Source organism: Arthrobacter sp. efr-133-R2A-63 (assembly GCF_030209795.1).
Taxonomy (GTDB): domain Bacteria; phylum Actinomycetota; class Actinomycetes; order Actinomycetales; family Micrococcaceae; genus Arthrobacter; species Arthrobacter bambusae_A.
The window spans coordinates 74,403-86,112 of the sequence record NZ_JARVRG010000024.1 but is presented as its reverse complement, the minus strand read 5'-3'; the positions used below and the strand labels follow the sequence as shown (position 1 = coordinate 86,112).

The window sequence follows — 11,710 nt, the reverse complement described above, 5'->3', positions numbered from 1 at the left end:
CGCCTTGAGGTTTGCTGGGAAAGCTGAGCGTGCCCCCAAGCACAACCACGCGCAGGCCTTAAAGGGGACTGTCTTCGCCCTCGCACTCGATGCAGTATGCGTGTCCGTCGCTTTCACGAGCGAGTTGGGACCGGTGCCGAACCAGGAAACAGGAGTAGCAGGTGAACTCGTCTTCCGCTTGAGGAACTACTTGGACGACCAGCTCTTCGGAGATAAATTCTCCGCCTGGCGTGAGGCCCTCATCGAGGGCATCTGCTTCGTCGAGTTCGTTGACGACGCTGCGGGCATCCGGGGCGGCGGCGGACTGCAGAGCCTCCAGGGAGCGGTCTTGGGATTCCTTGACGTCGGAACGGACTTCGTCATAGTCGGTTGCCACTTGCTGGTTCTCATTCCTTACGGTCGTTGAAACTCGTCACTCTGACGACACTGAAACGTTCACCACGATGCACTCGTTCCCTCGGTCGAAGATCGGCTTGGCACCATCGACCGGCCCGCTCAACTGCACTATCGGTTCAAAGCCCGCTCCAGCTTGCCGCGCCTTCGGCGCGGGCCAGTACAAGGATGCCGTTGACGGCGCCCTTGTGTCCGAGCGCGCAGACCAGGACCGGGCCCAGCTTCTCGGCGACCGCGAGGCCCTCGTCCTCGTCCGTGAAATCCACTCGAGTGAAAACATGACGAGGAAGCACTACGTCCAGAAGACACATGAGGCGCCGGATAACACCTCGCTGATCGAGGCGTTCGGCAACTAAAAACGTTTCCGGTGGATCGCTACCTCAGAACGCAAAACCGAAAGAGCCCCTGAACTGCGTTTCCGCAGCTCAGGGGCTCTTTTTGGTAGGGCTACTCGGACTTGAACCGAGGACCTTAGGATTATGAGTCCCGCGCTCTAACCAGCTGAGCTATAGCCCCGCGTCGGCCAGGGGCCGCCTTGTCAGCGTCCTCCCGGCCAAAACACTCTAGCAAAACTATTCGGCTCCCAACGCCAAGCTGGGGTCAAGCCGATCCGCGTGGCTAGATGACCTTGTCCTCGTAGCCCGCTCCGCGGTAGAGGTCCTCGAACGTCTGGAGAGTGCCTTGGATGCTGTGTGGTTCCACCATGGCGCGGCTCGCCTTGCCCATGGCTTCGAGTTCGCCGGCCGGCAGGCGGAAAAGCTCTGTGATCCTGGCTGCCAGCTCGTTGCTGTCCCCTGGCGTGAACAAGTGTCCGTTTTCGCCGTCGCGCACAAGGTGCGGCAGGGCCATCGCATTGGCGAGAAGAACCGGCGTCGACGCCGACATCGCCTCGAGCGTCACGAGGGACTGCAGTTCGGCGGTTCCGGGCATGCAGAACAGATCAGCTCGAAGGTATGCCTTCCTGAGTTCCTCATCGCTTGCGAGCCCCAGGAACTTGACCCGCCCGCTCAGGCCCAGGCGTTTGGCTTGTTCCTCCAATGCGGGACGGACCTCGCCGCCGCCGACGATCTCAAGATGCACATTGAGTTCGGCAGGTGTCTTGGCGACCGCATCGATCAGGACGTCCACATGCTTTTCTTCAGCAAGGCGGCCGACGAAGAGAACGGTGGGGTCGGGATTCCGCTCGATCTCTTCGCCCGGCCCAAGTTCATAAGCGGCTGCGTCAATACCATTGGACAGAGGCAGGACCTTGCGAAGGAAAGCGTGCTGGTGCATGGCCTTCGCAGCGAGCGGCGTGGGGGTGGTGACGACGTCGGCCTGGCCCATGACTTTGCCCATGTCTTTCCACGACACCCGCCCGATGATGTCCTTGAACCACTGCGGGAACGGCAGGAACGGATTAAGGTTTTCGGGCATGAAGTGGTTGGTGGCGATGATCCGGATGCCGCGTTTCTTCGCCTCGTAGAGAACGTGCTCGCCGATCGAGTAGTGGCTCTGGATATGAACGACGTCGGGCTGGACCTTGTCGAAGAGCAGCCGAATGTCGTTCTTGATTTCCCAGGGGTAGCAGATGCGGAAGTATTCGTGCGTGAAGACTCCGTGGGACTTCAGGCGGTGGATCGTGCCTTCATCCCCGAATTCGGTGAAGCTCTTGCCGTTGTCCGCCCGGCAGGCCAGCACATGGACATTGTGTCCGCGCGCCTTCATGCCTTTGGCAAGCCGGTACCCGAACTGAGCAGCACCGTTGACCTGCGGGCGGTAGGTCTCGGCCGCAATCAGGATGGTGAGGGGTTTGTTGGTTTCGGGAACGGTCACGTGGAGAACTCCTGATGGTCACGGTGCGAACATCGCAAAACGCCTGGCCCTGCGGTGTCTTCGCCGGTTGCCTGCCGCGGGTGTGCGGGGCACGGTTGTCGAACGTTGCCCTAGGCCTTCCGGCTTGCAGCCGCCTTCGCGTCACGCTTTCGCTTGGTGACCTCCGGATGGTGCCGGCTCAGGGCAATAACCCCCACGATAGCAAGGGAAGCGGCCACAGCCATGCCGATTGCAAGCACGGCGTGGACATCGGGACGAAGCTCACCCAAAATTGCGATCCCGATGGCAATTCCGACAATGGGGTCCACCACGGTCAACCCTGCGATCACCAAATCCGGCGGCCCGCCCGAGTAGGCACTCTGCACGAACCAGGAGCCGAGGCCGCCTGCCGCGGCAATGGCGACCACGGTGTACCACTGCACATTGAGCAGAAAGTGCCCGTTGGGGTCCAGCAGGTGCCGGCCGATGATACGTGTCAGGACCGCGACGAATCCGAACAGCACCCCGGCTCCCAGGATGTACACGAAAGCACTCAGGCGGTGACGGAACATGACGGCCAAGGTTCCGAAGAGCCCGACGGCGAGGGTCAACAGCAGCACGATGGTTATTTCGTCCTCGCCGCTGACGTGATGGTTCTCCTGGGTGGCGTTGACGGCCAACAGGACGAACATTGCCGAGCCGGTCACGCAGGCAGAGATCGCCACCACGGTGCCGCGGTTGATGCTGAGTCCCTGGTCCTTCGCGTTGACCACCGTGGTGATGACCAAGGCGATGGCGCCGATGGGCTGGACCACCGTCAAGGGTGCCGACACCAACGCAATGGCGTTCATGCCCATGCCCAAGGCAAGGAGCAGAAGGCCGAACATCCAGCGCGGATTTCGGAGGAGCCTCAGGAAACCATGGGAACTCAAGGCGAGGCCACCGGTATCGGCTTTGACCGCGCTGCCCTGCCGCTGGGCCCCAATGGCAAGGCAGAAGGCGCCGAGCACCGCAAGAAGGACTGCCAACCAGACCATCAGCTGCGGCCGCCGTCGTGGGCTTTGAGTTCTTTGCCCTTGCGGAGGATTGCCCAGAAATAGTTGTAGGCCGCCACCCAGTGTCCTGCCAGACCCAAGCCCAGGCAGATCCAGGCGATCACGAAATAGACACCGGCGAAGGGAACCGCGAGCTTGGAGAGGACCAGGAGGGGCGTGCCCAGGAGCAGGAACGCGGTGCGGATCTTCCCGATCCGGCTCACCGGGAGGTCGGGGTGGCTATGGAAATAGAACAACGAGGCTGTGGCCAGGACGACGTCGGGCACCACCAGGGCGGCCAGGTACCACCAATCCACCACCCCGGCGATGGCGAGCGTGACAGCGACCGTGATGAGTGCCAGGCGGTCCGCGACGGGATCGAGGATGCGGCCCAGTTTGGAGGTCTGGTTGAAACGCCGTGCGACGTAGCCATCCACCCAGTCGGTACCGCCCATGATGGCAAGAACCAGGACCGCGAAACCGTATTCCCTCTGCCAGAGCACCAGCCACACGAACAGCGGGACGCCCATGAAGCGCAAGACAGTCAGGAAATTGGGGACGGTGAAGATGAGATCGTGGTCGATCTGTGGCTGGCCCCGGCGTGCGCCTGCACCGATGAACTTCACCTGTCCCCCTTTCCGTAGTCCGCAGCTGACGCTGGTGATTGCCGTCCCGATTACTTGAACAGCTTCCGTAGGCCGACTGCGGCCACCGTGGCGGAAGCGGCGAAGAGCAATAGCTCCTTCCAGCGCGCGGCGAGCCGTTCCGGCAAGCCGGCCGGAACCTTCTCACTGAAATCTGTGAACTTGTCGGCAGCGAACCGGCGTCCGTCGTCGAACTTGTGCCCCGCAACGTCGAGGAGGACCTTTCCTTGGGTCTTGACGTCGAGCTCGACGCCGAGCTGATCGCGAACGTCGGCGAGATGCTCACGGCGCTGCTCCAGACGGCGGAGCAGCTCGGCTTCGCTCGGGGCGGGGGGCTGCTCGGCTTTGCGTGCTTCTTCCTTGGCGGCCTTTTCGGCCTTGGCCTTCTCTGCCGCAGCGGCCTTCGCTGCTTCCGCCGCCTTGTATGCCTCCGACGACGGGTCAAGGACGCTCGCGTCGAACGACGTACCCTCCTTGACTATGCCCAGATCGTGCTTGATGCTCCGCATGGTCTTTTCGGGTACCAACGGCATGGCCGCCTTGAACGCACGGAAGGCGACAAGGGCTCCGATGAGAATGATCACAAGGAACGCCGCCGCCACCACAAGCGCAGCCAGCCACGGGGGCATGACGGTGGCCAGGCCCAAGATTGCCGCCACCACCAGGGCAATGACAAGCAAGGACAAAAAGACCAGCGCAACGCCAACGAACGCGCCGGCAACTCCCAGGTGCTTTCCCTTGCCCTTGAGCTCGAGCTTGGCCAAGCTGATTTCGTCGTTGAGCTGCCTCGGCGCGAGCCGGGCTGCAAGCTTCAGGGTATTCGGCAACGCCGAAATGCCCGGGCGTTGGCCGGCCCGGCCGCTGTGACGTCCACTCATAGGTCCCGCCTCACTGCTTCCTTCTTGCTCCTACCCGCTCCTGCACGCACACGATGACAACCGCCCACGCGCACCTGTCCACAAAACTACCATTCAGCCTCAGCCTCAACTTCCGGGACAGGCCTGCGGCGCGCCCCGCTATCGCTGATAAATATGATCTGTGGCACATAGGATTGATAATCGTGAACACTCCCCCTGTACCGGGCGATTCCCTCAGTCGACGCGAAAAACTCCTCTATATCCTGCTGCTTGGCGCCTTGACCGCGTTGGGTCCATTTACCGTGGATCTCTACCTACCGGCGTTTCCCGCCCTTGAGCGTCATTTCGACGTATCAGCGGCTGCGATCCAACTCACACTGACCGGCACCACGGTGGGCTTCGCAATCGGTCAATTGGTGGTGGGCCCGTTCAGCGACAAGTTCGGACGCCGCATGCCCTTGATCCTGGCCACCGCACTGCACATCGGGTCTTCCCTCGGCGCAGCGCTGTCCACGGATATCAGCACGCTTGCCCTGTTCCGCGTCCTGATGGGCGTGGGTGCCGCCGGCGGTGGCGTGGTGGCCATGGCCATGGTCAGGGACCTCTTCGCCGGCTATGCGATGGTGCGGATGTTCTCCCGGATGTCCTTGGTGAATGGCCTGGCGCCCATCCTGGCTCCGATCATCGGTTCACAACTGCTTTTGGTAGTGCCATGGCCCGGGATCTTCTATTTCCTGGCGAGCTACGGATTCCTGGTAATCGTTGCCGCAGTGTTCCTCATCCGGGAAACGTATCCCGCTGAGCTCCGCCGGCAGACGACCTCGACGGCTGCCCAACGCTACAGGGCCGTGTTCGCCGACCGGATTTTCGTCGGGATGCTCCTCGTAGGCGGGTTCAACTTCGGCGGCCTGTTTGCCTACCTTTCCGCGTCCACTTTCCTGTTCCAACAGGTCTACAACTTCTCACCTCAGGAATACGGCCTGCTGTTTGGTGTCAACTCGCTGGGCATCGTCGCCGGCGTCCAGATCAGTTCCAGGGTTATCCGACGGGTGGCACCCCAATGGATCATCGCTTTTGCCACAGTCTGGATGCTGCTGATGGCAGTGTTGATCGTGGTGTTCGACCTGCTCCACTTCGGCCTATGGGGCGTCATGGTCCCGCTGTGGTTCTACATCCTCGCCACCGGATTCATGTTCCCCTGCGTCCAGGTGATTGCCCTGGCCAACCATGGTGCACAGGCCGGGACGGCAGCTTCCCTGCTGGGTGCCTCCAACTTCCTGATGGCCGGAATCATCCCGCCCGTGGTCGGCTGGCTTGGAGTCGGCTCAGCCATTCCCATGGGTGCCGTCCAGGCCGTGTGTCTCGCAGGCGCCGTGGCGGCGCTGTGGCTCGTCGTGCGGCCGCGGTTCGTCCCCTCCATCCACTGATGTTCGACGGCGGGCCGTCCGCAAGGCGAAGTAGGCTCAAGTCATGACGCGCAAACCGCACCGCAACGGCAGGGGCCTTTTCCTCGGGGCGATGCTTGGCGCCGTCGTCGGCTTCCTGCTGGGCCGCGGGGCCGGAAACCCTGTGTTCGGAGCCCTGCTGGGCGCGGTGATCGGTTCAGCACTCCTCTACCGGATCAATCCCGGGCCGTGGAAAAAGGACTAGGGGCCTTCCGTTGCTGCGGGGCCTGTTGCCGGTCATGGCCCGGCGATAAAGTTGAGATGTGCCCCGTTGGCAGGAACTGCAGCCTATTCCAGCTCCATGGCAGCGCAAGGATGATGGCATCCTGCCGCTGTGGTGGGATCGTCTATGCACGGTGACCAGCCCGCAATCGGCAGCCCTCTATGCGGCCGGCCTCTTCACGGAGGACCGCCGCCGCCCGATTGCGCAATGGTTCAATCCGAGCAACGGCGCGGCCCTGCTCGTGGCTCCCGAGACCTCTCCCGAATGGCCTGTCCAGCGCTTCGGAATCTTCTACGCACCCCCAGGGGGCGGATTCACCCGAGTCCACTCCGCCGCCCACGAATGGCACCCGAGGGAACCGCGGACCCCGCCCACCGAAGATGACGCCTTCCAGTCCGCCGTGGCTGAGGCAGCGAGGTTCCTCCAGGTGGAGATGGACTTTGTCTGAAGTCGTGACGGCGGAATTCTGCCCGTTCGAATAATCGCGCAAAATCAGGCAAAACGAAGCAAAAAACAGGCCCCGCACCAAATAAAACCGGTGCGGGGCCTTTCGCGCTCCTCCGACTGGACTTGAACCAGTAACCCTTCGATTAACAGTCGAATGCTCTGCCAATTGAGCTACGGAGGAATGAAGCGGTTATGACTTTAGCAAAGGTTTTGCCTCAAGTGAAATCGAGCCCCGGGCACTGCGGGAAGGACGGCAAGATACCCCTCCCGGGTATCTTCGATGGTGCCATGTCGACTCCCTCCCCGAGGATAGGATGGTCCGGCGCGCACGAGGCGCTCACGATCCGCGGACGGGGCTCGCGAGGTGCGTCCACGGCGCATCCGTGACGCACAGGAACAGAAGGAAGCATGTCGAAGAACTGGTCAGCCGAGGACAACGTGAAGGAAGTTGCCGAGGACGTCTTTTTCGTCCAAGGCCCGGCAGTCAATTGGACCATCCTCACGGGGGGCGAAGAATTCACCCTCATTGACACGGGCTATCCCGGGAACTGGCCGCTGCTCCAATCGAGCGTGAATTTCCTGGGACTGGCCATGGAAAATGCCGCCGGAGTTCTCCTGACGCATGGCCACTCTGACCACATCGGCAATGCGGCGAGAATATCCGCAATGGGCATTCCGGTATTCGCGTCCCAGGCGGAGTTGCCGAACATCCGCCGGGAGGTCCTCGAGCAGGTCACCATCAAGGATCTCGGTGTGCGGATGCTCCGGCCCAGGGTCGGCGCGTGGGCCCTGCACGCCGTCCGATCCGGGGGCCTGTCCGACGTCGCGGTCCCGGGCGTCGCTGCGATGACCCCGGACACCCTGGACGCGCTCCCGGGATCTCCCCGGATCATTGCCACGGCAAGGCACACCAGCGGCCACGCGTCTTTCTTCATCCCTTCAGCCAAAGCCGTGGTCACCGGGGACGCGCTCGTCACAGGCCACGCCGTCAGTCCGGTCTGCGGGCCACAGCTGTTGCCCGCCGTCTTCCATCACCTCCCGGCGCAGACCGTGGCCAGCATAGGGATACTCGGGGAGTTGGGCGCCGAAACGATCCTCCCGGGCCATGGACCGTTGATGAGCGTGCCCGACGGGACAATCGAGCTCGTCTCTGACGGCACGTACTCCCCTTTCGGCTGAGTCGGCGGCCCTTCCGGCCGGGTACGCGCACCGCAGCCTGAGTGGACGAGTGGAAGACCCGGTCCGACACAAATGCATAGACGCCAAAAATCCCCGCCCTCTGCTGAGGACGGGGATTTTTGAGTAGCGCTCCTCCGACTGGACTTGAACCAGTAACCCTTCGATTAACAGTCGAATGCTCTGCCAATTGAGCTACGGAGGAATGAAGCGTGTACAAGCCTAACAAAGGGCTGACGGGAAACGAAATCGGCGCCGGGGAGGCCCTAGCTGTCCATGCGCAGGGCGCGGCGCTGCATTTCCAGCTGCATGAGTTCCCGGTTGAGGCGTTGGAACTCTTCCGGCTGGGCCGAGGCGTCCAGGCGCTGCAACTGGCCCATCTTGTCCGCTTTGACCCTGGTGATCTGCAGCTCGAAAAGGCGGGCCAAAATGTCGCGGCAATACCGCTGAAGCGCTTCGGGCGTGCTGGCGGGCAATGGAACCACGGCAAGCTCGGAAACCAGGCCCTGGAGCGGCTCCGGAACCTCCTGCCGGATCCCTTCCACCCAGGCCACAGGGTCCCCCGCGTGGACCAGCCCGGCAGCCCGGATGGCGGTGTGCACAGCTGAGTAGGCAGGAGTGACGAAGTGGCAGGCCTCAAACCGTTCCCAGGCTCCGCCGCCAAGGGCAGCCTCGCCCCCAAGAACAGCAGGGTTCTGGATGACCACTTCGAGCGCCTGCCGCTCCATGGCGGCGATGGGATCCCGGGGATCCGGCCGCATGAAGGCGATGTGGGCGTCCGACGGCGGTGCTGCCGCCGGCTGGCCGGCTTGGCCCGGCTGCGTGCCCTGCCCGTGCCCCGGCGTTCCTGGAGTGCCCGCAGTTCCCGCGGTGCCCGTTGCCGGTACGCCCGAGGCGGCACGTTTGGCGGCCAGGCCCACTGCGCGGCTGACTTCCTCGATGGGCATGCCGAGCCAGCCCGCCAACTCCCGCACATAGGCCGGACGGATGCCGGAATCCCTGATCTGGGCCACGACAGGGGCGGACTCCCGCAAGGCGGCCACCCGGCCTTCCACGGTGTCCAGGTTGTGGCGTTTAAGGGAGGCCCGGATGGCGAATTCGAAGAGGGGCCGGCGGGTGCCGATCAGGTCCCGGACGGCCGCGTCCCCCTTGAGCTGGCGCAAATCGCAGGGGTCGGCTCCGCTAGGTTCCACGGCAACATAGGTCTGGGCGACGAAACGCTGGTCCTCCTCAAAGGCGCGCAATGCCGCTTTCTGCCCGGCGGCGTCGCCGTCGAAGGTGAAGATGACTTCTCCCCCGGTGCCGTCGTCGGACAGCAAACGGCGCGCGATCTTGATGTGGTCTGTGCCGAAGGCCGTACCGCAGGTGGCCACGGCGGTGCCGACGCCGGCAAGGTGGCAGGCCATGACGTCCGTATACCCCTCCACCACCACCAGTTGCCGGTCCTTGGCGATGTTCCGTTTGGCGAGGTCGATGCCGTAGAGGACCTGGGACTTCTTGTAGAGCACGGTCTCCGGAGTGTTCAGGTACTTCGGGCCCTGGTCGTCCTCGTAGAGCTTGCGGGCACCGAAGCCGATGGTGTCGCCGGCGATGTCCCGGATGGGCCAGATGAGCCGGCCCCGGAAGCGGTCGTAGATGCCCCTGTTGCCTTCGGAAAACATCCCCGTCAGCTTCAGCTCAGCATCCGTGAATCCGCGTCCCCGCAGGTGTTTCAGGAGCGAGTCCCAACCCTGTGGCGCATAGCCGACGCCGAACTGTTCGGCCGCGGTCCGATCGAAGCCGCGGCCGTGGAGGAAGTTCCGGCCCTCGGCGCCACCCGCAGTGAGAAGTTGGGCACGAAAGAACTCATCAGCGATCTTGTGGGCATCGAGCAGCCGTTGGCGCTTGCCTACCTCTTCGCGGTTGGGACCTGTGCCGCCGTCTTCATAGCGAAGCTCGTAGCCGATCCGGGCAGCGAGCTTCTCCACGGCCTCGTGGAAGGAACTGTGATCCATCTTCTGGACAAAGGAAATGGCATCGCCGTCTTCTCCGCAGCCGAAGCAATGGTACCGGCCTACTTGGGGACGGACTGTGAACGACGGCGAGCGCTCGTCGTGAAAGGGACAGAGACCTTTGAACGTGCCCAGGCCTGCGCCCTTGAGGGTGACGTAGCCGTCCACGACTTCCTTGATATCGGTGCGCTGGCGTACTTCGTCGATATCTTCACGTTTGATCAGGCCAGCCACGTCACCATCCTAGTCGCTCCGCACGGGCAACCGTGGGCCGCCGTCGGTGTCTCCCGGGGCCTACCAGAGCGACGGCAGGCTGCCTACAAGCCGTTCGTACATCGCCAGCGCCGAAGCGTCCGTCAGCGACGCCACCTGGTCGATGACGACGCGAAGACGGGCGCCGTCGTCGGGCGCGTCCCGCCAGTCCGCGGCGAACATCGGTTCAAGATGCCGGTCTCCGCTCGCGTTCAGCACGCCGACGAGGGCGTGCAGGACTTCGCGCTGGCGCTCATAGACGGGCTGCCGATGGTCAGTGGAGATCACGAACGTCGTGGCAAGTCCCTTCATGGCCGCGATCTCGGTGACCGTGTCCTCGGGGACCATGAGTTCCGCGGCGTATCGGGTGAGGTGGTCCGGGCCGAAGTGCGCCCTCGTAGTCTCCAAGGCGCTTTGGCAGAACCGGCCGATCAACTGGCTGGTCATGTCCTTCAGCGCGGCCATCGACTTCCGGCTGCCGTCGGCCTCACGCACCCACACGCTGGTGGCTTCGAGGCGGGCCAGCGCAGCGTCGATTTCAGCGGGATCATTGTGGGGCAAGTACCACTGCTTGGTGTACCCCACCACGCGGGCCCGGTGGTCCGGATTGTCCAGCCACTTCAGCTGGAAATGGCCGGCAACGATGGCGTCCTCGACGTCGTGGACGGAGTACGAGATGTCGTCGGCCAGGTCCATCACCTGGGCCTCGATGCAGGAGCGGTTGCCCGGCGCTCCGTCGCGAAGCCACGCAAACACGGGCAGATCGTCTTCATAGGCACCGAATTTGCTGCTCCGCTGCCCGTGGATGACTGGGGCGTCGACGGCGGACCACGGGTACTTGGAGGCGGCGTCAAGGCTGGCGCGGGTCAGGTTCAGGCCCGCGGGCCGGCCGTCGGCGGCAAGGACCTTGGGCTCAAGGCGGGTCAGCAGGCGCAGGGTCTGGGCGTTGCCCTCGAAGCCGCCGATTCCGTGGGCTACCTCGTTGAGCGCGGATTCCCCGTTATGCCCGAACGGCGGGTGGCCAAGATCGTGGCTCAGGCACGCCGTGTCCACAACATCCGGATCGCAACCGAGCGCGCGGCCCAACTCGCGGCCCACCTGGGCCACTTCAAGGCTGTGCGTCAGGCGGGTGCGGACAAAGTCGTCGGTGTCCGGGGCCACCACTTGGGTCTTCGCCCCGAGCCGCCGGAGCGCTGACGAATGCAGCACCCTTGCCCGGTCCCTCTCGAAGTCCGAGCGGTAGGTGTTCTTGCGGGGTTCCTGGACCCAGCGTGCCGAGTCGGCTTCCACGTAGCCTGGAATGCCCGTTGCGTTTTCGGCCGGGCGTGCTGCAGACATCGCTTCAGTTCCCATGGGTATCTGCCTCCTCCGCTTGCCGTGCGCCGGCGTCTCTTCAGCCGGTGCCTATGCAGCAAGTTTTCCACGACTCGGGCCGTGCGCGTGCACGCGCCGGT

12 protein-coding genes and 3 tRNA genes are annotated in these 11,710 nt (G+C 63.6%); 5 read left to right on the top strand and 10 right to left on the bottom strand.

Going from position 1 to position 11,710, the window contains the following annotated elements:
- Positions 1-58: 58 nt before the first annotated feature.
- The gene (locus QRN45_RS13025; RefSeq protein WP_284763639.1) at positions 59-376 is read right to left on the bottom strand and encodes a DUF4193 domain-containing protein; all 318 of its coding nucleotides are present in this window, start codon (positions 374-376) and stop codon (positions 59-61) included.
- A 67-nt stretch (positions 377-443) separates the two neighbouring features.
- Here QRN45_RS13025 and QRN45_RS13020 point away from each other — a divergent pair, with 67 nt between their 5' ends.
- Positions 444-749 carry a hypothetical protein gene (locus tag QRN45_RS13020; RefSeq protein WP_284763638.1) on the top strand — a complete coding sequence of 102 codons (306 nt, stop codon included), beginning with the start codon at positions 444-446 and terminating at the stop codon, positions 747-749.
- A gap of 83 nt (positions 750-832) precedes the next feature.
- On the opposite strand, the gene QRN45_RS13015 is transcribed toward QRN45_RS13020, so the two are convergent.
- The 5 genes from QRN45_RS13015 to QRN45_RS12995 all read right to left on the bottom strand — a co-directional run bounded on the left by QRN45_RS13015 (position 833) and on the right by QRN45_RS12995 (position 4,743).
- Positions 833-909 (bottom strand) — tRNA-Ile (locus tag QRN45_RS13015).
- A 102-nt stretch (positions 910-1,011) separates the two neighbouring features.
- On the bottom strand, positions 1,012-2,208 hold the full coding sequence (locus QRN45_RS13010; RefSeq protein ID WP_284763637.1) for a glycosyltransferase: 1,197 nt from the start codon (positions 2,206-2,208) through the stop codon (positions 1,012-1,014).
- A 110-nt stretch (positions 2,209-2,318) separates the two neighbouring features.
- Positions 2,319-3,224, bottom strand: a complete 906-nt coding sequence (locus QRN45_RS13005) for a DMT family transporter (RefSeq protein WP_078105778.1) — start codon at positions 3,222-3,224, stop codon at positions 2,319-2,321.
- Positions 3,224-3,847 (bottom strand): CDP-alcohol phosphatidyltransferase family protein, encoded by a 624-nt coding sequence (locus tag QRN45_RS13000; RefSeq protein ID WP_264637616.1) that lies wholly within the window; start codon positions 3,845-3,847, stop codon positions 3,224-3,226. The genes QRN45_RS13005 and QRN45_RS13000 overlap by 1 nt, the downstream gene beginning before the upstream one ends.
- 50 nt (positions 3,848-3,897) lie before the next feature.
- Positions 3,898-4,743, bottom strand: a complete 846-nt coding sequence (locus QRN45_RS12995) for a phage holin family protein (protein ID WP_284763634.1) — start codon at positions 4,741-4,743, stop codon at positions 3,898-3,900.
- A gap of 176 nt (positions 4,744-4,919) precedes the next feature.
- Here QRN45_RS12995 and QRN45_RS12990 point away from each other — a divergent pair, with 176 nt between their 5' ends.
- Genes QRN45_RS12990 through QRN45_RS12980 form a run of 3 tightly spaced genes read left to right on the top strand, consistent with a single transcriptional unit; the run spans position 4,920 to position 6,838 of the window.
- Positions 4,920-6,149, top strand: coding sequence for a multidrug effflux MFS transporter (locus tag QRN45_RS12990; RefSeq protein WP_284763721.1), 1,230 nt, complete (start codon positions 4,920-4,922; stop codon positions 6,147-6,149).
- A 43-nt stretch (positions 6,150-6,192) separates the two neighbouring features.
- A complete protein-coding gene (locus QRN45_RS12985; RefSeq protein WP_241707887.1) occupies positions 6,193-6,372 on the top strand; it encodes a YMGG-like glycine zipper-containing protein in 180 nt (59 codons plus the stop codon).
- A gap of 58 nt (positions 6,373-6,430) precedes the next feature.
- Positions 6,431-6,838, top strand: coding sequence for a hypothetical protein (locus QRN45_RS12980; RefSeq protein WP_078105782.1), 408 nt, complete (start codon positions 6,431-6,433; stop codon positions 6,836-6,838).
- 107 nt (positions 6,839-6,945) lie between these two features.
- On the opposite strand, the gene QRN45_RS12975 is transcribed toward QRN45_RS12980, so the two are convergent.
- Positions 6,946-7,018: transfer RNA gene (locus QRN45_RS12975), tRNA-Asn, on the bottom strand.
- A gap of 227 nt (positions 7,019-7,245) precedes the next feature.
- Here QRN45_RS12975 and QRN45_RS12970 point away from each other — a divergent pair.
- The gene (locus QRN45_RS12970) at positions 7,246-8,016 is read left to right on the top strand and encodes an MBL fold metallo-hydrolase (RefSeq protein WP_284763631.1); all 771 of its coding nucleotides are present in this window, start codon (positions 7,246-7,248) and stop codon (positions 8,014-8,016) included.
- A gap of 129 nt (positions 8,017-8,145) precedes the next feature.
- Here the strand turns inward: QRN45_RS12970 and QRN45_RS12965 are convergent.
- The 3 genes from QRN45_RS12965 to QRN45_RS12955 form a co-directional block, all read right to left on the bottom strand.
- Positions 8,146-8,218 (bottom strand) — tRNA-Asn (locus tag QRN45_RS12965).
- Positions 8,219-8,279: 61 nt separating this feature from the next.
- A complete protein-coding gene (dnaG, locus tag QRN45_RS12960) occupies positions 8,280-10,238 on the bottom strand; it encodes a DNA primase (RefSeq protein ID WP_264637613.1) in 1,959 nt (652 codons plus the stop codon).
- 60 nt (positions 10,239-10,298) lie between these two features.
- Positions 10,299-11,609, bottom strand: a complete 1,311-nt coding sequence (locus QRN45_RS12955; protein ID WP_370873900.1) for a deoxyguanosinetriphosphate triphosphohydrolase — start codon at positions 11,607-11,609, stop codon at positions 10,299-10,301.
- Positions 11,610-11,710: the final 101 nt, after the last annotated feature.

Coding starts and splice junctions, on each gene's coding strand:
- QRN45_RS12985 (WP_241707887.1), top strand. CDS start 6,193: ATGACGCGCAAACCGCACCGCAACGGCAGGGGCCTTTTCCTCGGGGCG.
- QRN45_RS12995 (WP_284763634.1), bottom strand. CDS start 4,743: ATGAGTGGACGTCACAGCGGCCGGGCCGGCCAACGCCCGGGCATTTCG.
- QRN45_RS12955 (WP_370873900.1), bottom strand. CDS start 11,609: ATGGGAACTGAAGCGATGTCTGCAGCACGCCCGGCCGAAAACGCAACG.
- QRN45_RS13005 (WP_078105778.1), bottom strand. CDS start 3,224: ATGGTCTGGTTGGCAGTCCTTCTTGCGGTGCTCGGCGCCTTCTGCCTT.
- QRN45_RS13020 (WP_284763638.1), top strand. CDS start 444: ATGCACTCGTTCCCTCGGTCGAAGATCGGCTTGGCACCATCGACCGGC.
- QRN45_RS12970 (WP_284763631.1), top strand. CDS start 7,246: ATGTCGAAGAACTGGTCAGCCGAGGACAACGTGAAGGAAGTTGCCGAG.